This window comes from Pseudomonas sp. B14(2017), assembly GCF_002113255.1.
GTDB classification, from domain to species: Bacteria; Pseudomonadota; Gammaproteobacteria; order Pseudomonadales; family Pseudomonadaceae; genus Aquipseudomonas; species Aquipseudomonas putida_Z.
This window is the reverse complement of sequence record NZ_NEJY01000004.1, coordinates 158,838-182,067: the sequence shown is the minus strand read 5'-3', so window position 1 is coordinate 182,067 and position 23,230 is coordinate 158,838. Positions and strand designations below refer to the sequence as shown.

Annotated in this window: 19 protein-coding genes; 5 read left to right on the top strand and 14 right to left on the bottom strand. The window is 64.7% G+C overall.

Annotated features, from left to right (window positions below):
* Nucleotides 1-231 precede the first annotated feature (231 nt).
* A complete protein-coding gene (locus tag CAG34_RS05485; RefSeq protein ID WP_063914168.1) occupies nucleotides 232-1,536 on the top strand; it encodes an MFS transporter in 1,305 nt (434 codons plus the stop codon).
* A 312-nt stretch (nucleotides 1,537-1,848) separates the two neighbouring features.
* Here the strand turns inward: CAG34_RS05485 and CAG34_RS05480 are convergent, their stop codons facing one another.
* From CAG34_RS05480 to CAG34_RS05445, 8 genes are all read right to left on the bottom strand, one after another.
* Nucleotides 1,849-2,811 (bottom strand): D-glycerate dehydrogenase, encoded by a 963-nt coding sequence (locus CAG34_RS05480; protein WP_085588593.1) that lies wholly within the window; start codon nucleotides 2,809-2,811, stop codon nucleotides 1,849-1,851.
* An 11-nt stretch (nucleotides 2,812-2,822) separates the two neighbouring features.
* Nucleotides 2,823-4,115: an MFS transporter gene (locus CAG34_RS05475; RefSeq protein ID WP_085588591.1), complete on the bottom strand. Its 1,293-nt coding sequence runs from the start codon at nucleotides 4,113-4,115 to the stop codon at nucleotides 2,823-2,825.
* Between the two features lie 58 nt (nucleotides 4,116-4,173).
* Entirely contained in the window at nucleotides 4,174-5,124 is a 951-nt protein-coding gene (locus CAG34_RS05470; RefSeq protein ID WP_075045318.1) for a sugar kinase, read from the bottom strand.
* On the bottom strand, nucleotides 5,117-5,905 hold the full coding sequence (locus tag CAG34_RS05465; RefSeq protein ID WP_085588588.1) for a TIM barrel protein: 789 nt from the start codon (nucleotides 5,903-5,905) through the stop codon (nucleotides 5,117-5,119). The genes CAG34_RS05470 and CAG34_RS05465 overlap by 8 nt, the downstream gene beginning before the upstream one ends.
* Before the next feature lie 67 nt (nucleotides 5,906-5,972).
* Entirely contained in the window at nucleotides 5,973-6,992 is a 1,020-nt protein-coding gene (ptxS, locus tag CAG34_RS05460) for a transcriptional regulator PtxS (protein ID WP_085588586.1), read from the bottom strand.
* A gap of 286 nt (nucleotides 6,993-7,278) precedes the next feature.
* Nucleotides 7,279-8,523 (bottom strand): cytochrome c, encoded by a 1,245-nt coding sequence (locus tag CAG34_RS05455; RefSeq protein ID WP_085588584.1) that lies wholly within the window; start codon nucleotides 8,521-8,523, stop codon nucleotides 7,279-7,281.
* Nucleotides 8,524-8,535: 12 nt separating this feature from the next.
* The gene (locus CAG34_RS05450; RefSeq protein WP_025339280.1) at nucleotides 8,536-10,320 is read right to left on the bottom strand and encodes a GMC family oxidoreductase; all 1,785 of its coding nucleotides are present in this window, start codon (nucleotides 10,318-10,320) and stop codon (nucleotides 8,536-8,538) included.
* Between the two features lie 3 nt (nucleotides 10,321-10,323).
* On the bottom strand, nucleotides 10,324-11,064 hold the full coding sequence (locus tag CAG34_RS05445; protein WP_085588582.1) for a gluconate 2-dehydrogenase subunit 3 family protein: 741 nt from the start codon (nucleotides 11,062-11,064) through the stop codon (nucleotides 10,324-10,326).
* A gap of 285 nt (nucleotides 11,065-11,349) precedes the next feature.
* On the opposite strand from CAG34_RS05445, the gene CAG34_RS05440 reads away from it, so the two are divergent.
* Together CAG34_RS05440 and CAG34_RS05435 are read left to right on the top strand one after the other, a co-directional pair.
* The gene (locus tag CAG34_RS05440; protein WP_085588580.1) at nucleotides 11,350-12,039 is read left to right on the top strand and encodes a histidine phosphatase family protein; all 690 of its coding nucleotides are present in this window, start codon (nucleotides 11,350-11,352) and stop codon (nucleotides 12,037-12,039) included.
* 2 nt (nucleotides 12,040-12,041) lie between these two features.
* On the top strand, nucleotides 12,042-12,920 hold the full coding sequence (locus CAG34_RS05435; protein WP_025339283.1) for a phosphatase PAP2 family protein: 879 nt from the start codon (nucleotides 12,042-12,044) through the stop codon (nucleotides 12,918-12,920).
* Here the strand turns inward: CAG34_RS05435 and CAG34_RS05430 are convergent.
* From CAG34_RS05430 to CAG34_RS05405, 6 genes are all read right to left on the bottom strand, one after another.
* A complete protein-coding gene (locus CAG34_RS05430) occupies nucleotides 12,902-14,182 on the bottom strand; it encodes an OprD family porin (RefSeq protein ID WP_085588578.1) in 1,281 nt (426 codons plus the stop codon). The genes CAG34_RS05435 and CAG34_RS05430 overlap by 19 nt on opposite strands.
* 43 nt (nucleotides 14,183-14,225) lie before the next feature.
* A complete protein-coding gene (locus tag CAG34_RS05425) occupies nucleotides 14,226-15,542 on the bottom strand; it encodes an MFS transporter (RefSeq protein WP_025339285.1) in 1,317 nt (438 codons plus the stop codon).
* 67 nt (nucleotides 15,543-15,609) lie between these two features.
* Nucleotides 15,610-16,134, bottom strand: coding sequence for a gamma carbonic anhydrase family protein (locus CAG34_RS05420; protein ID WP_025339286.1), 525 nt, complete (start codon nucleotides 16,132-16,134; stop codon nucleotides 15,610-15,612).
* A gap of 12 nt (nucleotides 16,135-16,146) precedes the next feature.
* A complete protein-coding gene (locus CAG34_RS05415; RefSeq protein WP_085588576.1) occupies nucleotides 16,147-17,337 on the bottom strand; it encodes a CaiB/BaiF CoA-transferase family protein in 1,191 nt (396 codons plus the stop codon).
* 24 nt (nucleotides 17,338-17,361) lie between these two features.
* On the bottom strand, nucleotides 17,362-18,291 hold the full coding sequence (locus CAG34_RS05410) for a hydroxymethylglutaryl-CoA lyase (RefSeq protein WP_085588574.1): 930 nt from the start codon (nucleotides 18,289-18,291) through the stop codon (nucleotides 17,362-17,364).
* Between the two features lie 98 nt (nucleotides 18,292-18,389).
* Nucleotides 18,390-19,301 (bottom strand): LysR family transcriptional regulator, encoded by a 912-nt coding sequence (locus CAG34_RS05405; RefSeq protein WP_085588572.1) that lies wholly within the window; start codon nucleotides 19,299-19,301, stop codon nucleotides 18,390-18,392.
* A 316-nt stretch (nucleotides 19,302-19,617) separates the two neighbouring features.
* Between CAG34_RS05405 and CAG34_RS05400 the strand changes: the two genes are divergently transcribed.
* Entirely contained in the window at nucleotides 19,618-20,946 is a 1,329-nt protein-coding gene (locus tag CAG34_RS05400) for a hypothetical protein (RefSeq protein ID WP_085588571.1), read from the top strand.
* 32 nt (nucleotides 20,947-20,978) lie between these two features.
* On the top strand, nucleotides 20,979-23,216 hold the full coding sequence (locus CAG34_RS05395; RefSeq protein ID WP_085588569.1) for an Ig-like domain-containing protein: 2,238 nt from the start codon (nucleotides 20,979-20,981) through the stop codon (nucleotides 23,214-23,216).
* Nucleotides 23,217-23,230 lie beyond the last annotated feature (14 nt).

Sequence of the window (23,230 nt, the reverse complement as noted above, 5' to 3'; positions counted from 1 at the left end):
ATTCGTGTCGCCCACAGACTGCGGCGTCTCGTCGCACACCCAAGCCCCTTGGGCAAAACCGCGCAAGCCCGTAGAATCGCGCTTCCTTTTCGCCCGTCGCCTTGAACGGTGGCAACCGGCAGCGTCGCATCCAGCCCAGGCACATCCGTGCAGCCCCTCGGCCCCGTTCGGGTCGAGCCGGTGTGCGCGTCCGAAAAGGCGCTCATTCCGCTCATCCAACTAGAGGTACGTATGTCTCCGCGTTTGCTGGCCATGGCGCTGGCGCCCCTGCTCGGGCTGTTCATCATTGCCCTGGGCAACGGCTTCATGTCTTCCCTTACCACCCTGCGCCTGGGCGCTGCCGGCGAGTCGGCCACCACCATCGGTGTGGTTTCCTCGACCTACTTCATCGGCCTGACCCTGGGTGCCATCTTCAACGACCGGCTGATCCTGCGCATCGGCCATATCCGCGCCTACACCAGCTTCGCCTCGCTGATCGCCGTGACCATCCTGCTGCAAGGCCTGTTCTACGACGTCACGTGGTGGTCGGTGCTGCGCCTGATCAACGGCTGGGCGGCGGTGGGCGTGTTCCTGGTGATCGAAAGCTGGCTGCTGCTGGCCGGTGACGCCAAGATCCGCGGCCGCCTGCTGGCGCTGTACATGATCGCCTTCTACGGCGCCGGGGTCATCGCCCAGGCCGGCCTTGGCGAAATCACCCACATGGGTGACACCGCACCGTTCATGCTGGCCGGCGTGCTCGCCGCCCTGTCGGTACTGCCTATCGTGATCCTGCCGCGGGTGTCGCCGCTGCTGGACCAGGTCGAACCGCTCAAGCCACGCCAGTTGCTGGGCGTTGCGCCGTCGGGCCTGGTCGGCTGCTTCGGTTCGGGTGTGGCCATTGCCGGCATCTATGCCTTGCTGCCGCTGTACCTGCAGCGCATCGGCCTGGATGTGGGCGAGGTCGGCAACATGATGGCCTGGGTAATTCTTGGTGCCATGCTGCTGCAATACCCGGTCGGACGCTGGTCCGACCGCAAGGACCGCCAGGATGTGCTGATCGCCCTGGCCGCGCTGTGCGTGCTGCTGTCGCTGGTCACGGTGTTCCTGCCGTCGGATTCGATCCTGCTGCCGGCGATGCTGTTCCTGCTGGGTGGTGGCGTGTTCACCCTGTACCCGGTGGCGGTCAGCCATGCGGCCGACCGGGCGCCATCGGATGCACTGGTGCCGATGATCCAGGGCCTGCTGCTGATCAACTCGCTGGGTTCGGCCATGGCGCCGGTGGCGATTTCGCCGATGATGACCGAGTTTGGCGAGGCCGGGTTGTTCTGGGCCTTTGCCGTGGTCAACCTGGCCATGGTGTGCTTCTTCATGTGGCGCCGTGGCAAGCGCCCGGCGGCAGAGCACCCGGCCCCGTTCACCGCTTCGACCACCTTCTCGCCGACCGGTGCCGAGTTGCGGGTGACCGAAGACCTGATGCATGCGGCGCAGGAGCACCCGCCGCTGGAGCCGGTGGAGAGTGCTGCGCCAGCGCAGGCGCAGCGTTCAGAATCGCATTGACTCCGGGGGCTGCCCTGCAGCCCTTTCGCGACACAAGGCCGCTCCCACAGGGTGCCCACCAGCTGAAGGAATGCGCCGTACCTGTAGGAGCGGGCGCGCCCGCGAACACCGGCGTAGCCGGTGCCATCCACCGCGTCGCCTGCTTCGCGGGCATGCCCGCTCCCACAGGGACCCACCTGCCGAAAGAATGCGCTGTACCTGTGGGAGCGGGTTTACCCGCGAACACCGGCGCAGCCGGTGCCATCCACCGCATTGCCTGCTTCGCGGGCATGCCCGCTCCCACAGGGGCCGCGCAGGTTTGTGGATCTGGCTTTAGCCATTCACCAGGTTGGCCGGGCGCTCACCAGCCAGCGCACTGAGCAGGTTGTCCACCGCACAGCGCGCCATGGCCTGGCGGGTTTCCTCGGTCGCCGAGCCGATATGCGGGGTCGCCACCACGTTGTCCAGCTGCAACAACGGCGACTGCGCCGGCAACGGCTCCTGCACGAATACATCCAGGCCGGCGCCGCGTATGCGCCGGGCACGCAACGCGTCGATCAGCGCCGGCTCATCCACCACGCGCCCGCGGGAAATGTTCACCAGGATTGCCTGCGGCTTCATCAGCGCCAGCTCCCGCGCGCCGATCAGGCCTTCGGTGCTGGCACTCAGCGGCACGGTCAGGCAAACGAAATCCGCCTGCTGCAACAGCTCATCCAGGCTGCATCGGCGCGCCGCATGGCGCGCCTCAACCTCAGGCTTGGCACGCTGACTGTGATACAGCACACGCATGCCGAAGCCGGCCGCGGCACGCCGGGCCAGGGCCTCGCCGATGCGGCCCATGCCGACGATGCCCAGCGTCTTGCCGTGCACATCGCTGCCGAAATGCGCCGGGCCGAGGTTGGCCTGCCAGTTCCCGTCTCGCACCCAGTTCGCCAGCTCCACCACCCGCCTGGCGGTGGCCAGGATCAAGGCAAAGCCCGTGTCGGCGGTGGTTTCGGTCAGCACGTCGGGGGTGTTGGTCAACATCACGCCACGCCGGCTGAGCTCGGCGATGTCGTAGTTGTCCACGCCGACCGAAACGCTGGACACCACTTCAAGCTGTGGCGCCAGGTCGAGCAGGCTGGCGTCCAGGCGCAGGCTGGCCCCCAGCAGCCCGTGCGCCCCCGGCAAGGCATCGCGCAGGCGCGCCAGGCCATCGGGCCCGGAGGTGTCCACCCAGGTCACCTCGACGCGCTCTTGCAGGCGTGCCATCAAGTCGTCGGACAGGCGTTTGTACAGGACGATTCGCTTCTTCATTGCACAGGTTCCTAATGGTTCATGGCCAGGCGCGAGTTGCCGCGCTTGGCCCGGCCAGATGTCTGGGAAGTATTGAGTGCGGCGGTAAGCGCCACTGCGGCCAGCAGCGCACCGCACATGAACAGGTAGGAGGCACCGGGCCCGCCCGTGACGCCATTGAGGTAACCCACCAGCCACGAGCCACCGAACGAGCCCAGCGCGCCCATGCTGTTGATCAGCGCCATGGCACCGCCCGCAACGTTGGCCGGCAGGATCTCGGGCACGATCGCGAAGAACGGGCCATAGGGTGCGTACATGCAGGCGCCGGCGATCACCAACAACGCGTACGACAGCCAGAAGTGCTCGCTGCCCAGGGCATACGAGCCATAGAACGCGACGGCGGCGATCAACAGTGGCGGCCAGACGAAGCGCTTGCGCTTCTGCAGGCGGTCGGACGCCCACGACACACCGACCATGCCCAGCACCGCCGCCAGGTAAGGTACCGACGACAGCCAGCCGGCCTGCACGATGTCGAGGTTGGCCGCCTGCTTGAGGATCGACGGCAACCACAGCACGAAGCCATACACACCGATGCTCCAGCAGAAGTACTGCAGCGAAAGGATGATCACCTGCGGCGAGCGGAACGCCTCGCGGTAGTTCTTCACCGGCTTGATACCTTGCTGCTCGGCAGCCAGCGCCTGTTCCAGGGCGGCCTTTTCCTGCTCGCTCAGCCAGTTCACCTGGGCCGGGCGGTCATCCACCAGGCGCCACCAGAAGAACGCCCAGATGACCGCGGGCAGGCCTTCGATGATGAACATCCAGCGCCAGTCGTAATGCTTGACCAGGTAGCCCGACACCACCGACATCCACAGGATGGTCACCGGGTTGCCGAGGATCAGGAAGGTATTGGCGCGCGAACGCTCGGCGCGGGTGAACCAGTGGCACAGGTACACCAGCATGGCCGGCATCACCGCCGCCTCCACCACCCCGAGCAGGAAGCGGATGCCGATCAGCATGTAGACGTTGCTGACCACGCCAGTGAGCGTGGCAAGGCCACCCCAGAGGATCAGGCAGACAAAGATCAGCTTCTTCACGCTGCGCTTTTCCGCGTAGATGGCGCCAGGCACCTGGAAGAAGAAGTAACCAAGGAAGAACAGTGCCCCCAGCAGCGAAGACAGTGCGGGGGTGATGTGCAGGTCTTCAGCCATGCCGGAAGCGGCGGCGAACCCGTAGTTGGCGCGGTCCAGGTACGCCAGGCTATAGGTGAAGAACACGATCGGGATGATGTACCACCAGCGGCGAGGTGCCAGGCTTTGGCTTTGCATGGTTCGTTTCTCCTGAGCTTGTTGTTTTTGTTGCAACAGGTGTTTCGGGGTCAAGTGTTCACGCGCTTCTGCGCAGGTCGTGGGCTTGCAGCTCATGGCGCAGCGGCAGCCCTTCCATGTCGCCACGCGACTGCACGGCGCGGCTGCCGCACCAGTTGCCACGCGCCACTGCCTCGGCTACCGGGTGGCCCTCCAGCAGCGCACTGAGCACGCCGACGGCAAAGGCATCGCCGGCGCCAACGGTGTCCACCACATGGCTGACCGGCACCGGCGCCACCTGGCCTTCGCCCTTGGCGCTGCGGAAGTAGGCACCGGCATCGCCCAGCTTGATCACCACCAGTTCCACCCCTTGGTCGAGGTAGAACGCGGCGATGTCTGCCGGGGTGTGCTGGCCGGTCAGCAAGCGGCCCTCCTCCAGGCCTGGCAGAACCCAGTCGGCCTTGGCCGCCAGGGCATTGACTTCGCGCACCATGCTGCTTTGGTCAGGCCACAGCGAGGGGCGCAGGTTGGGGTCGAACGAGATGCTGCGCCCGGCGGCACGCATGGCGTCCATCAACGCATGCGACAGCGCCCGGCAGCCCTCCGACAGCGCCGGCGGGATGCCGGTGGCGTGCAGGTGGCGGGCCTGCAAAGAGCCCGGGCGCAGCAACGCCGGCGACAGCCGGCTGGCCGCCGAGCCACGGCGGAAGTACTCCACCGCCGGGTCGCTGCCGTCATCGCAGCGGGCCTTGAGCTGGAAGCCGGTGGGGTAGCTGGCATCCACCTCTACGCCGGAGCAGTCCAGGCCTTCGCGGCGCAGGCTGTCGAGCACGAAGCGGCCCAGCGAATCGTCGCCCACCCGGCTCAGCCAGCGGACCTTGAAGCCCAGCCGCGCCAGGCCGATGGCCACGTTGCTGTCGGCGCCGGCGATGCGCTTGCCGAACTGGCCGACACTGGCCAGGTCGCCGGCCTGCTCGGCGACGAACATGGCCATGGTCTCGCCGAAACACAGCACGTCATGCTCATGCATGGCTCAGCTCCTCACTCGATACGCCCTGCCCCAGCGCCGCCAGGTCGCGCACCTGGGCACGGGTCAGCGCCAGCAGATCGTCGCTCACCAGCGGGTACTCGACAGCACGCACCACGCCGGGGGTGAACTCGGCCATCAGCTCGGCCCACTCCTGCAGGTCCGCAGTCTCTGGCGGGACGGCTACCAGGCGGCCATCGGCCCGGCGCTGCACGGCCTTGCAGTGCACATAGCGCACCCAGCGGCCAAGCTGGCGTGCGGCGTGCCGGGCAGGCTCGCCCTGCCACTGCCAGTTACCGATATCGAAGGTCATGCCAAGGCTCAGCCCGAGTTCGTCGGCGCGCTGGAAAAACTGCTGCAGGGGTTCGATTCGTCCACCTTGCGCGGTCTGGTCATTCTCCACCAGCAGCAACGGCCCGTGCGCCGGCAACAGCGTCGCCAAGGCCGCGACGTCACAGTCCGCAAGGTAGTGGCCCAGGGAAACCTTGAGCGCAACCGCGCCAAGGGCGCGGGCGGTTTCCAGCTTTTGCGCCAATTGCGGGTCAAGCTCGCCTTGTGCGGTCCACAGTTCCAGGGGTGTGGAGTACAGGCACTCAAGGCGCAGCGCGGCAATGGCTGCAGCCAGCGCTGCAGTGTCCGGCGCACAAGTGAACAGTTCTTCGCGCAGTTCCACGCGGGTAACGCCAGCGGCAGCCAGCAGGTCAAGGAACTGCTCCTGGCCACGTTGCCGGACAAAGTCGGCACCGTAGCTGGAGAGGCTGATGGAAACGGGGCTCGAGTGCATTGTTGTTGTCCTTATGAAACCGGTTTCATTTTTTGATGACGGCAGGCACGCGGGTGCCTGCCTGTGATTACTGTGGCTGGGTTGAACCTCGGATGATCAGCTCGGCCTTGAAGTCGATGCGCCGGGCTGCCCCGCTGTCGCCGCGCAGGCGGCCAAGCAGGCTCTCGAATGCTGCCACGCCGATTCGCCCGGTGGGCTGGGCCAGTGCAGTGATGCCGCTGCCGACCAAGGGGTACCAGTCGAGGTCGTCGAGGGCGATCAGCCCGACGTCCGCGAACAGATTGCGCCCTGCTTCGTGCAGGGCTCGGGTCACGGCCAGGGTGGCGACACCGTTGAAGGTGAAGATCGCCTGCGGGCCATGGCCGCTGCCGGCGAGGAACGAAGCCAGCTGGTCATCCAGCCCGGCGCCGATTTCCAGCACCTGCTGGCGCATGCCGGGGCGCCGGCTGATCGATGTGCCGAACGCTTGCACCCGCTCCAGCCGCGAGCTGGTGCCATCGAGGCGTTCGGTTACCGCCAGGATGTCGCGGTAGCCTTGCGCCTGCAGGTGGTCCAGGGCCTGCTCGACCGCGTCGGCATTGTCCAGGCCCACCAGGTCGACATTCAGTTCGGGCAACTGGCGGTCGACCAGCACCATGGGGATGTCGCGCTGCAGGTTGAGCAATTCGCCGGGGTGATGGCCAAGCGTGTTCACGATCAGCCCTTCGACGTTGTAGGACTGCAGGGCCACCAGGTGGTGACGCTCCTGCTCGTCGTCGCGGTTGGTGTTGCACACCACCAGGCTGTAGCCGTGCTGGCGGCAGGCAGTTTCCACGCCATGCATCACGGCCACTGAATAGGGGTTGAGGATATCGGCCACCAGCATGCCGATCAGGCGCGTCTGGCCGCGCTTCAGGCCACGGGCCATCTGGTTGGGGCGGTAACCGAGGCGCTCGATGACCTCTTCCAGGCGCTTGGCGGTGGCTTCGGCGAGCAACTGCCGGTCACCGCCGATGTAACGGGAGACGGTGGCCTTGGAAACGCCAGCGACACGCGCTACTTCGCTGATGGTGACCCGTTCGCGGGCATGGGCAGGCGCGTCGGTCATGGGCTGTCCTTATGATTGTTGTGATAGCGATGAAACCGGTTTCAATACAGCAAAATCGCACGCGTTCGTCAACATGCCGTTGGTCGGCTTTGCTACAAAAAGGTGTTATACAACATCATAAATATCTAATAAGTCCTTGATATATAGATATATTTCTGTTGACGTCTGTGGGAGCGGGCATGCCCGCGAACACCGGCGAAGCCGGTGCCATCCACCGTGTCGCCTGCTTCGCGGGCGCGCCCGCTCCCACAAGGTAAACCCGGCAAACCTCCGGGCCTGGTTGCAGTCAGCGGAGGGCTTTCACGTCACTGGCGGTGACGGCATCCCCTTGGTTACCCCAACTGGTGCGAATGAAGTTCACCACCTCGGCAACCTCCTGGTCACTCAGGCGCCAACCGAACGCCGGCATGGTGAAGTTCGACGGTGCCGCGTGCGTCGCCGGCACTGTGCCCCCCGCCAAGACCACGTGGATCAGCGATGTGGCATCCGCCGTCTGCACCACCGGGTTGCCGGCCAGGGCCGGGAACACGCGGGTATAGCCCTGGCCATCGGTACGGTGGCAGGCCGCGCAGTTGTCGATGTACACCGCCGCCCCGGGCTTGCTGTCGTCGCCCTTCCACAGCGCATCCGCCACCTGTTTGTCGTACACGTGCGGCTGGTCGTCAGGGTTGCTCGGCGGCAACGTCTTCAGGTAGCGGGCGATAGCGGTCAGGTCGGCGTCGCTCATGTGTTGCATGCTGTGCTCGACCACGTCGCTCATGCCACCGAACACGGCGCTGCGGTCGCTACGGCCAGTCTTGAGAAACTGCACCAGTTGCTCTTCGCTCCAGCTACCCAGGCCGTCCTTGTGGTCGCCACGCAGGTTCTTGGCAATCCAGCCTTCCAGCGGTGCACTGCCAGCCAGGAACTGCTCGCCATCCTGTGGGCTCAGTGCCTTTTCCTGCATGGTCAGCGCCCGAGGCGTATGGCACGCACCACAGTGCCCCAGGCCCTCGACCAGGTAGGCACCGCGGTTGACCACCGGGTCGGCCGCCGCCGATGCCTGCCAGGGCTTGGCCTCTGGCGCGAACAACCCGCGCCAGACCGCCAGCGGCCAGCGCATGCTCAGCGGCCAGGGGATGTCGGTGGCCTTGTTCGGCTGCTCGACCGGCTCCACGCCCTTCATGAAGTAGGCATACAGCGCCTGCATGTCCTGCTCGCTGACGCGCGCATAGGACGGGTATGGCATGGCCGGATACAGGGTGCTGCCGTCCTTGCCGATGCCCTTGCGCACCGCCTGGTCGAAGTCTTCGAAGCTGTACTGGCCTATACCACTGGCCGCCGGGGTGATGTTGGTGGAGTACACCGTGCCGATCGGTGTCTCCATCGGCAGCCCACCGGCGAACGGCTTGCCGCCCTTGGCGGTATGGCAGGCGACGCAGTCGCCGGCGCGGGCCAGGTACTCGCCCTGGCGCACCTGCGCATCGTCATTCGGCGCAGCCTGTGCAGCCACGCTGGCACCCAGCAGGGTTGCGATCAACATTGTCTTCATGCGCATCGCTCCTCAAGCCTGGACCAGCGGGCCAGGGTTTTTCAGGTACTGCTCGCGGATGGCGCGGGCCGACCAGTAGGTCAGCGCAGCCACCAGCCCGGTCGGGTTGTAGCCCAGCCCCTGGGGGAACGCCGAAGCCCCCGGAACGAACACGTTGTGCACGTCCCAGCTTTGCAGGTAGCGATTCAACGCACTGGTTTTCGGGTCGGTGCCCATGATCGCGCCGCCGTTCAGGTGGGTGGTCTGGTAGCTGGCGGTGTTGAAGTGGTCCTTGACCTTCTTGCCCAGCACCGCAATGGTCTTGGGGTTCATCGCCTGGGCGATCTTGCTCAGCTTGTCGACCATAAACTGGTTCATCCTGATGTCGTTTTCCTGCCAGTCGAAGGTCATGCGCAGCAGTGGTTGGCCGTAGGCGTCGCGGTAGGTCGGGTCGAGGTCCAGGTAATTGCCACGGTAGGACTGGTGGGCGCCGTGGGCGTCCATCGACACCTGGTGGGTGTAGTAATCGGCGGTGGCCTTCTTCCAGGCGCTGCCCCAGGCCGGTGTGCCAGGCGGGGTGGCGCCGCCGGCAATCGGCCGTGTACCGGCCTGGTTCACCCACATCGGCGAGCCACCGACGAAGCCGTGCGGGCCATGGTCGAAGTTGTCGGCGTTGAAGTCATCGATGGCAATGCCGTTGCCACCGGCACCGATGAAGTTGTTGGTGTAGGTGTCCTTGTCGAAGAACGCCTTGACCGTGCCCATGTTCTGGTAGGCGAAGTTACGCCCGACCACGCCTTCGTTCTTGATGGGGTCGTACGGTTTGCCGATGCCGGACAACAGCATCAGGCGCACGTTGTTGAACTGGAACGCCGCCAGGATCACCAGGTCCGCCGGCTGCTCCACTTCCCGCCCCTGGGCGTCGATGTAGGTCACCCCGGTGGCCTTGCGCTTGCTGTCGTCCAGGTTCACCCGCAGCACATGGGCATTGGGCCGCAATTCGAAGTTCGGCACCTGGCGCAGCGCCGGCAGGATGTTCACGTTGGGCGAGGCCTTGGAGTACATGTAGCACACGTAGCCGCTGCAGAAACCGCAGAAGTTGCACGGCCCCATCTGCGCCCCGTACGGGTTGGTGTACGAGCCGGAGGTGTTGGCCGAGGGCAGGTTGTAGGGCTTGTAGCCCAGGCTGGCCGCCGCCTTTTCGAACAGCCTGGCCGACACCACGTTTTTCTGCGAAGGCAGCGGGAACGGGCTGGAACGGTCCGGCGCATAGGGGTTGCCGCCCTTCCCTTCGCCAACGACCTGGCCGTTGACGGTCCAGGCCTGGCCAGAGGTACCGAATACCTTTTCGGCAAAGTCGAAGTGCGGTTCCAGTTCTTCGTAGCTGACCCCGAAGTCCTGGATAGTCATGTCTTCGGGGATGAACTTGCGCCCGTAGCGTTCTTCGTAGTGGCTGCGCATGCGCAGCTCCATCGGGTCTACCCGGAAGTGCACGCCAGACCAGTGCAGGCCTGCGCCACCTACACCTTTGCCCGGCAGGAAGGCACCGAGCTGGCGATTGGGCAGTGCCACGTCGTTCATGCCGTGGCGGATGGTGACGGTTTCTTTCGACACATCGACGAACAGCTTCTTGCGCACGCTGTAGGTCAGCTCGTCGATCACCTGCGGGTAGCTGCCTTCCGGGTAGGTGTCCTGCATCGGCCCCCGCTCCAGGGCCACCACCTGCAGCCCCGCCTCGGTCAGTTCCTTGGCCATGATCGCGCCGGCCCAGCCGAAGCCCACGATTACCGCATCCACTTTCTTCATCACGGTCGCCATGCCTCAGGCCCTCTCGCCACGGATCGAAACAGCCGGGAACGGGTAAGGCTCGTTGCGCTCGACCCAATCCATGAAATCGGCGCGGGCGCCGGGGAAGCCGATCTGGGTCCAGCCGACCATGCCTTTGTTGCCGCCATGGATCGGGTCGCAGAAGAACCCTTCACGGGTGTTCTGCACCAGCAAGCTGAAGAACACCTTGGCCGGCACGGTGTCGAAAACCAGCTCTCCAGACTCGACCTTGCTGAGAACGTGGTCCCGGGTAGCGCTATCTTGCGCAGCAAAAACTTGCCCGGAATTGGCCTTGCACCAGCCGTCCACGGCGGCGATGCCCAGGCGGTAGATCTGTTGCGGGCTGAGTTGCAGCTGGTAACCCAGTTCGGGCGCGGCGTCGGCCTTGAACGGGCCCTGCATGTACCACTGCGCGCCGGTTGCGTAGGGGGTGTTCATCTGCCGGTCGATGAATTCGGCAGCGCCGGCTTCAAGTGCACCAGGGCCAAGCTCGTCGGCCGGAATGATGCGCGAGACGGCGGCCTGCACGAAGGCCCACTCCTCGGCAGTGAAGAACGTCGGCTGGTAGTTGCCCGCTGGCGGTGTGGCCGGCACTTTTGGCTCGTGTTGCGGGGCCGCAAGCAGCTGACTGGCACCCACGCCAAGCCCCGTGCTGGCCACGGTGACCACAGGGATCAAGGTCAAGGTCTTGCGCAAAAAGTCCCTGCGCGGGTTGTCTGGGGCATGGTCAGGCATTGCGAATCCTCATCGGCTGTGTGCGGCCTTGAAAAGCGCCATCTGATTTTCAATAGGGAGGGTGGTCTTGATAGGCCATCAAGAAAACAGCCGAATAATTTAGCGTGTTCAGAAATGTTTTGAAACCGGTTTCATGCTTGACGGCTCTACCGTAAGCCAGACCGAACCACTGCGGTAAATCGCATCCGGCCAAGGCAATTTTCACATCCAGGTCACTCTGCGCTGACATCCCGCTCCCTAAAGTGCCGACGCTCGCGAATGGAACGAGCTGACTGGAGTGGCAACATGCTGCAAGGCATCATCGACAAAACCCCGGCCCTGAGGCTGTACCAAACCTTTCGCCTGCCTTCGCGCGGCGTCCTGATCGCAGCACTGTGCATGCTGTTGGCAGTGACCGTGACGGCGGCCTGGGCCCATGCCCGCTTTGCCACCCCCAATCTTGGCAACACACACCATCCGCAACACAGCGAACTCCAGGCCAACTGGTCGAAAGGTTCGGTGATTGTCGTGCTTCGCCATGCCGAGCGCTGTGACCGCTCCCGCGGAGCCTGTCTGGGTGACCCAACCGGTATAACGGTCGCGGGCAGCCGGGTGGCCGCCGATGTAGGTCGCGGCCTGCAACGCCTTGGCCTGGGCAAAGCCGATGTATGGGCCAGCCCCGAGGTGCGTACCCAGCAAACCGCACATGCCATGTTCGGCAAAACCATCACCACGCAGGGCTGGCTCAAGCAGTGTGATGGCCAGTTTGCCGAGACCGCCTTTGCCCACAAGCGAAACGGCCACAACCTGGTGCTGGTCAGCCATAGTGGGTGCATGGAACAGCTGGAGCGCACGCTTGATGTGCCTGGTAGCGCGCGCTCGAACGGCGATGCCAGCGCCCTGTTCATCACTCAGGGCAGCGATGGCAAAGAGAAGCTGCTAGGCCAGATGGCTGCCAGTGAATGGAGCAAACTCGTCGACGCCATGGAACTCTGAACATGCCGCCCCGTACCGCCTACTACCGCAACAACCTGCTGCTGCCTCTGTTGCTGGCCGCTATCGTGTTCATGGCTTTCGACCTCACAGAGCTCGATCGCTGGATCAGCAACCTGCTACTGGACCCGGCCACCGGCCAGTTCCCGCTGTTGCACAACCAGTGGTTCGAGAAAGTCACCCACAAGTGGCCACGGATACTGCCGGATTGGACCGGTGAACTGGCGGTCATCGGCAGCTTGCTGTCGTTCATCTGGCCTCGCTTGGCCAACCGTCCGCAACCGGGCCTGACACGGTTTCTGGAAAATGCCCGAATCGCACCGGCCCTACGCTTTACCACCAACCACCGCCGCGACCTGCTGTTCGTGGTGGTGGCGTTCGCCCTGAGCACCACGGTGATTCACTACCTTAAAAGCCATACCAGTGTGTATTGCCCGGTGGAAACCACGCTGTATGGCGGTACGCAGGCCCAGGTCGAATGGTTCGAAAACTTCTCCTGGTGGGGCAAGGCCGGTGATGGCCGCTGCTGGCCGGGTGGTCATGCTTCCAGCGGGTTTACCTTGTTGGCGCTGTATTTCGTGGCATTGCGTTATCGCTGGGCACATGCCCGCAAGCTACTGGTGGCGATTCTGCTGATCGGGTTCGTATACGGCACTACCCGGGTGTTGCAGGGCTGGCACTACATGTCCCATACGTTCTGGGCCGGTATTTTTGTCTGGTTTACCACCTGGATAACAGCATTATTCTTCTATGGGCGCATCGCTTTGCAAGCGCCTGTGGGAGCGGGCATGCCCGCGAAGAATCCAGCGCGGTGTATGGCACCGGCTTCGCCGGTGCTCGCGAGCATGCCCGCTTGTGCAAAACCTCAGAATTCGAACGTGTAACCCACGATCACCCGGTTTTCATCCGCCACATCGGCAAAGTTCGAACGCATGCTCGCGTTGCGCCAGCGCAGCGACACATTCCTCAATGGGCCCGACTGCACCACGTAGGCGATATCCGTGGTCCGCTCCCATTCCTGCCCTTCCCCACCTTGGGCTGCCAGCGCCCTGCCCTTGGCGCTGGCGATGCGCTGCGGATCTACCTGGTCGCCCTTCACATATCGCACGTTGAAGGTAAGCCCGGGGATGCCCAAAGCGGCGAAGTTGTAGTCATAGCGCAGCATCCAGGCCCGTTCCTTGGCCAGGGCGAAGGTGCTGACCTGCTGCTCGCTGAACAGGTAGGTATCGGTGCCACCCACGTAGGCATACGCCGTATCGCCGCGGCCCTTCTGATAACCACCACTGAACGTGTGGCCCTGAACGGTATAACCGAAGTTGGTGCTGAGCGTCTGGTTGTCGACCTCGCCAAGCAATGCACGTCCCTGCTCGCGTGCATTGAACCATCGCCACTCGCTGAATACTTCCCCAAGCCCCAGGGCGGCCTTGAACTTGAACCCTGCAAAGTCGCGGTGGAACAGGTCCTCGAGTTCACTGGCGTGCAAGCTCAGCGTCAGGTTGGCCAACAGCTGATAATCGACCCCGGCGTAGTACAACCGGTCACTGGTGACCGTTGCCGAATAGGCCCCCTGTTGCGCCATGGCGGTCAGGTCCTCATAGTCGGTGGAATCGCGCAGCTTGGTGGCATCCACCTGCATCAGGGTGAACGTAAACCGGTCCAGATCCTTGCTGGCCAGGTGCGCGCCGTTGAACCACTGGGGAAACAGGCGGCTGTTGTTGGACGCCAGCAACGGCAACTGCGGGCTCAGGCTACCCACTTTCAACTCGGTCTGCGCCAGCCTGGCCTTGAAGGTGGCCACGGCCTTGGCGTAGGCATCCGCAGCACGTTTGTCGCTGCCGCGCGGCAACAGGCCGGTGCCGCTACGGTCCGGCGAAGAATCGAGCTTGAGCCCCAGCATGCCGGCCGCATCCAGACCGAGCCCGATCACCCCCTCGGTATAACCGGACTGTACGCGCAGCATGAAGCCCTGGGCCCATTCGCCACGCCGGGATTGCGTGGCGCTGGCGCCGTGAAAGTCGCGGTCGAAATAGAAATTGCGCAGTTCCAGGCTGCCGCTGCCGTCATCGATAAAGGCAGCCTGAGCGGATTGCCAGGCGCAGCAAAGCGCCGCGAGCATCAGCGATGCTCGCCGGGAGAGAATTATCATGGGTGTGCCTTGTTCTTTTTGTTGTTCGAAGACTCAGCGCCAATCAGCTTCTGGGGTTGCGCACGTAGCGCATCACCACCAGGCAGGCGATCAGGATCAGCGGTGCGATGGACAGCATGCCCATGTAGGTGCTGCCGGTGACATCGTTGATCTTGCCCACCATCACCGGTGCGACGATGCCGCTCAGTTGCCCGACCGAGTTGATTGCCGCAGTACCGGTGGCTATCGCAAGGCCCGAGAAGGTCGACTGCGGGATGGTCCAGAAGATCGGGATGGCAATGAAGGTGCCAGCGGTGGCCAGCACCAGCGCAGCCATCATTGCCAGGGACGAATCGGAATACAGGCACGCCAGCAGATAGCCAACGGCAGCGGCGAACAGGCAGTACACCAGGTAGCGCTTGCGTTCGCCGGTGCGGTCGGAGCGACGCGTCAGCAACACCATGCCGATGCAGGCCACCGCGTAGGGCAATGCCGACAGCACGCCGACCCAGAGCATGTCCTGCACCCCCGAGGACTTGATCAGGTGCGGCATCCAGAAGTTCAGGCCATAGGACGCGGTTTTGACCACGTAGTAGATGAACGCCATGATCGCCACTTCACGGGTCAGCAGCACCCGCCAGATCGAGCCGAGCACAGGCTTTTCGGTACGTTTGTCCTGGGCCAGGTTTTCCGCCAGCAAGTCCTTCTCGTCGCGGCTCAGCCATTTCGCGGTTTCAATGTCGCGGTCCAGCTTCCACAGCACCAGCAGGCCCAGCACCACGCACGGCAGGCCGGACATCAGGAACAACCAGTGCCAGCCGGCCAGGCCCAGCACGCCGTCCATCGTCCCCAGCAGGAAACCCGCCGCCGGGCCACCCACCGCGCCAGCCAACGGTACGGCCAGGAACCACAGGCCATTCATCTTCGCCAGGTGCTTGCGGGGAAACCAGCAGGCCAGGTAGAACAGGATCGCCGGCCCGAAGCCGGCCTCCATCACGCCGATCAGAAAGCGCAGGAAGTAGAGGGTGTACTGGGTATAGGCAAAGACCAGCGCAGCCGTCGCCAGGCCCCAGGACACCATGATCCGGCAGATCCATGCCGGAGCTCCATAGCGTTTCAGCCCCAGGCTGCTGGGCACTTCGAAGAGTACGTAACCAACGAAGAACATGCTCGCGGCCAGGCCATAGGCGGCATCGCCAAGGCCTAGTTCCTGCTGCATCTGGGCCTTGGCGAAACTGATGTTGATGCGGTCGAAATAAGAGAACAGGAAGCAGATGATGGCCAGCGGCATGATGCGCCAGGCCACGCGACGGTACAGCAGCAGTTCATTGATGTGGCTGTCGTTGCGCTCACGCGCCAGTTGGCCGGTCATGGCAACCATGGTGGATCTCCATTCTTGTAATTATTGGAGAGCAGCGACGCCTCTGCCGGCGCCGCTTGCAGGTTTTTCAGCTGATGCGGACCAGTTTTTCCTTGAAGGCCTGGCCTTTGCCGACGTACTCGGCGGCGTTGCGCTGCATGCCGGCGATGGCCTCAGGGCTCAGTTCACGCACCACCTTGGCAGGGGCTCCCAGAATCAGCGAGTTGTCGGGGAATACCTTGCCCTCGGTGACGATGGCGCCGGCCCCGACCAGGCAATTCTTGCCGATGACCGCGCCATTGAGCACCACCGCCTGGATACCGATCAGCGCCCCATCGCCAATGCTGCAGCCATGCAGCATCGCCTGGTGGCCGATGGTCACACCCTGCCCCACGGTCAGCGCAAAGCCCGGGTCGGCATGCAGCACCGCGCCTTCCTGCACGTTGCTGTGCTGGCCGATGCGGATCGGTTCGTTATCCCCACGCAGCACCGCCTGCGGCCATACACTGACGCCCTGCTCGAGGGTAACGTCGCCAATCACGCTGGCATCTTCGGCGACGAAGGTGTCCGGGTGCAGGTTGGGCGTGAGCCTGTCGTATTGGTAGATCGCCATTTCAACCCCGCCTCAGGCCGCGTCGTCGGTTTTCAGCACACCGGCTGCGCACAGCTCGGCAATGTGCGCATCGCTGTAGCCCAGGTCGCGCATCACCTGACGGGTGTGCTCGCCAATGCGAGCGATCGCCCGGCGTGGCTGCAGGCGCTGGCCGTCCAGTGACAGCGGCAGCAAGGGCATCGGCGTGTGGCTGCCGTCTTCCAGTTGCAAGTCGGCCATTCCGCCGCTCTGCTGCAGGTGCAGGTCGTCGAACAGTTCTTCCGGGCGGCGGATCGGTGCAAAAGGAATACCGTTGGCTTCCAGTTGCAGCGCCAGTTGCCCCGCGTCCAATGGCGCGAACACCTCGGCCAGGTGCGCCAACAGCCGTGGCCGTTGCAACACGCGGTCGTTGTTGCTGGCCAGCGTCGGGTCATCGAGCAAGGCCATCTGCCCCAGAACCTGGCACAAGGCATGCCACTGCCCTTCTCCGGTGGCAGCGACGAACATCTGCTCGCCGCCAGCAAAGGTGAACACGTCATAGATGGCCCAGGCGCTGATGCGATTGGGCATCGGCGCTGCAGCCTCGCCGGTGACGACGTACTGCTGCATGTGCTGGGCCGCGAGCAGGACGCAGTTCTCGTACAGGGCGCTTTGCACCTCGCGGCCGGTACCAGTGGTGTGGCGCTCGTTGAGCGCAGCCAGCACGCCAATGGCACCGAACATGCCACCCATGATGTCGTTCACCGAGCTGCCCGCGCGCAGCGGGCGGCCCACTGGCCCGGTCATGTACGCCAGGCCGGCCATCATCTGCACCACCTCGTCCAACGCCAGGCGGTTGTCGTAGGGGCCGCTGAGGAAGCCCTTGTGCGAGGCATAGATCAGCCGCGGGTTGCGCTGGCGCAGCGTTGCGTAGTCCAGGCCCAGCTTGTGCATACGCCCAGGCTTGAAGTTCTCGATGAACACGTCGGCGGTGTCGACCAGTTGCAGCACGGCGGCGCGGCCTTCCGCCGTTTCGACATCGACGGCGATGCATTGCTTGTTGCGGTTGAAGGTGCGGAAGAAGCCCGCCCCCGCGCCCAGCAAGCGGCGCGTGCCGTCACCGCGCACGGGTTCGATCTTGATCACTTCGGCGCCAAGGTCACCGAGGATCATGCCGCAGGTAGGCCCCATGACCATGTGCGAAATCTCGACGACACGGATGCCGTCCAAGGGAAGTCTGGACATCGTGCTACTCCTCGTTCGAGCAGGTCAGGCGTGGCGGGCAGCGCCAGGGAAGTTCAGCGGCAATCCGGCGCGGGCGATGCAGCCGTACAGGGGCTCGCCCGGCAGCGCTTCGCTCAGCAGCCGGCGTGATTCGATCAGTGCAGGCAGGTCGATATCGGTGTCGTAGCCCATACTCTGCAGCATGAACACCAGGTCTTCGGTGACCGTGTTGCCGGATGCGCCCGGGGCGAACGGGCAACCACCCAGGCCGGCCAGCGAGGCGTCGAGCTCGCGAATGCCCTGCTGCACGGCAACCAGGCTGTTGGCCAGGGCCAGGCCGCGGGTATCGTGAAAGTGCGCGGCCTTCAGCCGCTCACCGGCAATTGCCCGCACGGCCTGGATCACCGTCGCCACCTGGCCCGGATTGGCGTAGCCGGTGGTGTCGCCCAGCGAGACCAGGTCGCAGCCCGCTTCGATCACCTGGTGAGTCAGCGCACATAGGTCGGCCAGAGGCACCTCCCCCTGGCGCGTGCAGCCGAAGGCGACCGACATGCCGGCCATGACCTGCACGCCGTGCAGGCCCATCTCGGTCCGCAATTGGCACATACGCCCCAGCTCCTCGACCATTTCCATGGGCGTGCGCCGTACATTGGCCATGCTGTGCGCCATGCTGACGGAGACGGGGGCAACGATGCGATGAGCGCCGGACTCGAGCGCGTCCCTGGCCCCACGCAGGTTCGGCGCCAATGCGGTGACTTGCAGGCCCGGGTATGTGAGGGCGTGAGCCACTACCTCGCGGGCATCGGCCATTTGTGGCAGCAAGCGTGCCGGCACGAACGAAGCAACTTCCATGTGGCGCACGCCAGCGCCGTAAGCGGCATCGATCCAGCGGCACTTGGCGGCTGTCGGCATGATCGCCTGCAGACTCTGCAGACCATCGCGCATGCCGACTTCGTTGATTGTTATTGTTGTCATCACGGTCTCTCTGTCTCAAGCGTTGCGCCAGACTAAGAGCTGGACGGCGAGCAGAAAAGACGTGTTTCACGGCCTGATCCATCGTCAGCCACGATGGATCAGACCGCCGCCTGCCAGGCCGGTGCGCGCAGCAGCAGGTGGTCCAGCAGGCGCCGCGCCGAAAGCGACAGCGTGTGCCGGTCGCGCATGCAGATGACGAACTCGCCCAGTGCCCAGTCGTCGGTCAGCGGTATAACCCGCAGGTCGAACAGCGCCGCATAGCGGGCCACGGCTTCCTGAGGGAACACTGCCAGGCCCAGGCCGAACTGCACCAGGCGGTACGCCGCGTCGAACGACGACACGTAACAGCGAAAGCGCAGCTCATGGCCCGACTGTCCGGCGCTTTTACGCATGAAGGTGTTAAGGGTGGCGAATGCCGACAGGCCCAGGTGGTCGTAGCCCAGGGTTTCCTCAAAGGCAATCTGGCTGCGCCCTGCCAAGGGATGGTCAGCGGAGACGACCACGGCCAGGTGGTCTTGGCGGTACGGCACGAACTCCAGGTCGCCCACCGCCATGGATTTGCGGCAGATGCCCAGGTCTGCGCTGCCCTCAGCCACACCGCGTACCACGTCGGGGCTGAAGCGCTCTTCGATATCGGCCTGGATCAGCGGGTGTTCCAGCATGAACGCCGACAGTTCCTCAGGCAGGAACTCCATGATCGACGAGACATTGGCCAGCACCCGCACATGGCCGCGCGCGCCTTCGGCGTACTCGCTCAGCTCGCTGTCCAGGCGTTCCATGGCCCGGACCATCTCCCGGGCATGGCGCAGCAGAGCCAGCCCTGCCGGGGTCGGCTCCACACCGCGTTTGCTGCGTTTGAGCAAGGCGGTGCCAAAGCGTGCTTCGATGTCGGAAATACGTTTGCTGACCGCAGACGGCGCCATGAACGCGCGCTCGCCGGCGCGGGCGATGGTGCCTTCCTCACAGACGACGATGAACAGGTTCAGTGACAAGTGGTCGAGGGGCTGCATTGCTGGTCTTGCCTGAGAGGATGGAAAGGCCGGTGCAATGTAGCATGGGCGCGCGGGCCTGACTCGCAGACACCGGCGAAGTCGCACAGGAATTCCGTTCACACAGATGTCACGATTGGGTCGGCACGACCTGCCCCACTCCCCAACCTTGGGGGCACGGTGCCCAACGACAAACGCCTACCAATACCGTTGAAAAGGAATTGGATCCCTTGCCCTGCAAGGGCTACAGCGCATTTTTTCCGGTTTGGCACGCCTATTGCCGATCTCCTGCCAGACGCCCCAAGTCCATGGGCCCGTTTGCAGGAGGAAATGACTCATGCACCGACCGATACCCCACCCGCTGGCAGTGGCGATTTTCGCCGGCATGCTCCAGCTCCCGGCGCAGGCTGCCTTGAACGCTGTCGATCCAGGCGCCTATGTGCCCGCCAACGGCGGCTTCCCCGCCTGGTACCAGGACAGCCACGGTCGTACCCTCGACCTGTGCCTGACCAAGGCAGTCAGCTCGCGGGTGCCTGGCGCGCCCGGCGCACCGTCGTACATGTGCACGCTGCTGCCTACCCCCGGCGTGTTCGACGATACCCAACCCATCGTCTTCCCCACCAACTTCCCTGACGAGGCGTTCTGGTTCACCGCCGACGCCGCCATCGTCGACGCCACTCGCGGCATCGACCTCAGCTACGGCACCGCGATCGAAGCGGCATTTGCCGCGGAAGAACCGGTCGACGGCGACCAGGTCAGCTTCGCCCGGGTGCGTATCCGGGTCGACGTGCCAACCGCCGGCACCTACGTGGTCACTCACCCCTACGGCGTTGAAGTATTCGACGTACCTGCGGCCGGGCGCCGGGCGATCAACATGACCCGCGACATCGGCATTGCCGGCGCAGGTGATTTCACCGGTGCCCTGAAAGGCGATGTCGGGCCGTTCCTGCGCAGTGTCAACGGCCCCTACACCGAAGGCAGCGAGCGTTTCATCGGCGACCCTAACCTGGAAGAACGGGTGACCGGCAGCCCGTTCAACACCAACTACGTGCGCATCGAAGGCCCCGGCGGCATCGACCTGCGCACCGAACTGTTCGCGGTTTCGGGCAAGCTTTCCGCAGTGGCCCTGCCAACCCCGCTGATGCCGCAACGCACTACCTACTCGCGGCATACCGAGAACGGCGACCTGCGCGCCCAGCAGGACATCTTCGTGATGGCCCCGCCACCTCCGGCCAGCGTCATCCTGACCAGCCAGACCCCCAACCTGAACCTCACCGAGGCCAACGGTACCGGCGCCTGGTACGCCCAGTCGGTGCTCGACCCGGCCGCCGGGACGATCCTGACGCTGACCGCCGACAACAGCGTGGCGATCCCCACCAGCAGCCTGACCACCGCCAACGTGCCGCTGACCGACCTGGTCACCATCACCCAGGCCCAGTACCGCCTGTCCACCGGCGAGCTGACCCTGGTGGCCAGCACCAGCGACGAAACCACGCCGCCAGTGCTCACCGCACATACCGGCAACGGCGCGCTGATCGGCAACCTGAGCGGCACGGGCGCCGTGAAAACGCTGAGCACCAACCTGTCGCCGATCCCGCCGGCCAAGGTGCAGGTCACCAGTGCCAATGGCGGTAGCGACACCGAAGACGTGGTGCTGGTGCCATGAACAGACAAAGGCTCAGCCTTCAAGGAGGCAGCATGAACACTTGGTCGCGCCGTGCGCTGTTGGCCGCCGGTTTCTCCCTTACCGTTACCAGCGCCGCGTTTGCCGCGCTGTCCGATGTCGACCCGGGGCCCTACACCTTCGCCACCGGTGGCTATCCGATGTGGTACAAGGACAGCCTCGACCAGTCCCTGGAGCTGTGCCAGTCCCGTGCCACCAGTACGCGAGCACCCGGCGCGCCAGGGGCACCCGCCTACATGTGTACCTTGTTGCCCGAGCCCGGCATCTATGACGATGCCCTGCCGTTGGTGTTCCCGGACAACTGGCCGCCAGAGATGTTCTGGTTCCTGGCTGAAACCGACATTCCGCAGGTCGGCAACAGCGGCTACGAGCTGGAGGTCTATGTAGCCGGGGTGGAGGCAGCCTTCGCCGCCGAAAACCCGGTCGATGGTGACCAGCAAAGCTTCGCCCGGATCCGCATCCGTGCTTCGGTCCCAAGTACCGGTACCTACACCATCACCCACCCTTACGGGGTGGAGACGGTCAACGTCACCACGGCTGGGCGCCGCGCGATCAACATCACCCGGGACATAGGCATTGGTGCTCCTGGCAACTTCCGGGGAGCGCTGGCGGGGGCGATCGGCCCTTGGCTGAAGGGTGTTGGCGGGCCTTACACCGCGGTCAACCCCGATACCGGCGCCATCGAAACCTACATCGGCGACCCCAACATCACCGAGGCGGTGACCGGCAGCCCCTTCAATACCAACTTCGTGCGCATTCAAGGCCCCGCTGGCACCATCCAGACCAACACCTTCACTGTTTCAGGCAAGGTACTGGACCAACGGGCCCAGACCCCGGTCAGCCTGGAACGCGCCACCTACTCGCGCAATGCCACCGGCACCCGCACGGAAGTGTTCGCCAAGGCGCCCAGCGCAGCCAGCCTGTGCATGCGCAATGGCATCGCCCTGGTCGGCACCCCGCCTTCGCCGTGCCAGTACACCCTCACCGCCGACAACAACGGGCTGTTCTTCCACCAGCAGTTCGGCCAGGAGGCACCGCCTGCAGTGGTGGTGGTCACCGCCAGCAACAGCGCCGGCGGCACACAGCCGACCGCGCTGTCGAGCAAGCTCACCGACGTGGTCAAGGTCAGCACCGCACGCTACGACTGGGCCAACAAGCGCCTGCTGATCGAGGCCAGTTCCAGTGATGAGGTGGCGATCCCCGACCTGCTCGCCCAGGGCTACGGTCGCCTGTCCAAGGCAGGCACGCTGCAGAGCCTGACCGTCAACGACGTACCGCAGCCACCGGCCACCATCACGGTCAAGTCGGCACGTGGCGGCAGCGATGTCGAACCGGTGGTCGTGGTCGGCAACGCACCGGTCGAGGCGGCCAACCAGCCACCGCTGGCCCAGGCCGATATCGGCAGCACCAGCGTCGGTATCCCGATCACCCTCAACCTGCTGCAGAACGACAGCGACCCGGACGGCAACGTGCCGCTGACCATCAGCGACCTGACCCAGCCCGGTACCGGCCTTGGCGGCGTGGTGATGAACGGCACCACCTCGGTCACCTACACCCCGCCAGCCGGGGCCACGCAACCCGTGGTGGCCACCTTCAGCTACCGGGCGGTGGACGCCAAGGGCCTGAAGTCGGAACCGGCTACTGTCACCATCAACGTCGCGCCCAACCGGGCACCAACCGCCAACCCGGAAACCGTCGCCACCCTGGGCGTGCCATTGACCATCAACGTGCTGGCCAACGACACCGATCCGGAAGGCAACGTGCCGCTGACTGTCCCTGCTGCTTCCCTCACCCAGCCGGCTGTCGGCCGGGGCACCGTCAGCACCAACGGCACCACGGTGACCTACACCCCACCGGCCACGGTGACCACCGCCTTCACCACCACCTTCACCTACCAGGCTCGTGACTCGCTGGGGGCGCTGTCCAACCCCAGCACCGTCACCGTCAACGTGTCGCCACGGCCCGCCGCCGAAACCTTCACGGTCACGGCTGCCACGGTCACGGCACGCTCCAACAACCGTTACAACTGGGACCTCAGCGGTACCTCGTCGGTCACCACCGGCAACACCGTCACCGTGCGGGTTACCACCACTACCGGCGTGCAAACCCTTGGCACCGCAACGGTAGCGCTGACCGGCCGCTGGCGCCTGGCGGTGAGCAATAGCACCACGATCATCCCGACTGCGGCACCGACGGCGACGATCACCACCAGCCAGGGCACCACACGCACCGTCAACGTAACCGTGCAGTAAAGGCCGGAGGTTGC

Bases quoted from the DNA above. Each gene is read 5' to 3' on its own strand.
- CAG34_RS05435 (WP_025339283.1), top strand. From the start codon at position 12,042: ATGCCGCCCCGTACCGCCTACTACCGCAACAACCTGCTGCTGCCTCTG.
- CAG34_RS05400 (WP_085588571.1), top strand. From the start codon at position 19,618: ATGCACCGACCGATACCCCACCCGCTGGCAGTGGCGATTTTCGCCGGC.
- CAG34_RS05480 (WP_085588593.1), bottom strand. From the start codon at position 2,811: ATGAAGAAGCGAATCGTCCTGTACAAACGCCTGTCCGACGACTTGATG.
- CAG34_RS05425 (WP_025339285.1), bottom strand. From the start codon at position 15,542: ATGGTTGCCATGACCGGCCAACTGGCGCGTGAGCGCAACGACAGCCAC.
- CAG34_RS05430 (WP_085588578.1), bottom strand. From the start codon at position 14,182: ATGATAATTCTCTCCCGGCGAGCATCGCTGATGCTCGCGGCGCTTTGC.
- CAG34_RS05420 (WP_025339286.1), bottom strand. From the start codon at position 16,134: ATGGCGATCTACCAATACGACAGGCTCACGCCCAACCTGCACCCGGAC.
- CAG34_RS05410 (WP_085588574.1), bottom strand. From the start codon at position 18,291: ATGACAACAATAACAATCAACGAAGTCGGCATGCGCGATGGTCTGCAG.
- CAG34_RS05485 (WP_063914168.1), top strand. From the start codon at position 232: ATGTCTCCGCGTTTGCTGGCCATGGCGCTGGCGCCCCTGCTCGGGCTG.
- CAG34_RS05440 (WP_085588580.1), top strand. From the start codon at position 11,350: ATGCTGCAAGGCATCATCGACAAAACCCCGGCCCTGAGGCTGTACCAA.
- CAG34_RS05455 (WP_085588584.1), bottom strand. From the start codon at position 8,523: ATGAAGACAATGTTGATCGCAACCCTGCTGGGTGCCAGCGTGGCTGCA.
- ptxS (WP_085588586.1), bottom strand. From the start codon at position 6,992: ATGACCGACGCGCCTGCCCATGCCCGCGAACGGGTCACCATCAGCGAA.
- CAG34_RS05405 (WP_085588572.1), bottom strand. From the start codon at position 19,301: ATGCAGCCCCTCGACCACTTGTCACTGAACCTGTTCATCGTCGTCTGT.
- CAG34_RS05470 (WP_075045318.1), bottom strand. From the start codon at position 5,124: ATGCATGAGCATGACGTGCTGTGTTTCGGCGAGACCATGGCCATGTTC.
- CAG34_RS05450 (WP_025339280.1), bottom strand. From the start codon at position 10,320: ATGGCGACCGTGATGAAGAAAGTGGATGCGGTAATCGTGGGCTTCGGC.
- CAG34_RS05475 (WP_085588591.1), bottom strand. From the start codon at position 4,115: ATGCAAAGCCAAAGCCTGGCACCTCGCCGCTGGTGGTACATCATCCCG.
- CAG34_RS05395 (WP_085588569.1), top strand. From the start codon at position 20,979: ATGAACACTTGGTCGCGCCGTGCGCTGTTGGCCGCCGGTTTCTCCCTT.
- CAG34_RS05415 (WP_085588576.1), bottom strand. From the start codon at position 17,337: ATGTCCAGACTTCCCTTGGACGGCATCCGTGTCGTCGAGATTTCGCAC.
- CAG34_RS05465 (WP_085588588.1), bottom strand. From the start codon at position 5,905: ATGCACTCGAGCCCCGTTTCCATCAGCCTCTCCAGCTACGGTGCCGAC.
- CAG34_RS05445 (WP_085588582.1), bottom strand. From the start codon at position 11,064: ATGCCTGACCATGCCCCAGACAACCCGCGCAGGGACTTTTTGCGCAAG.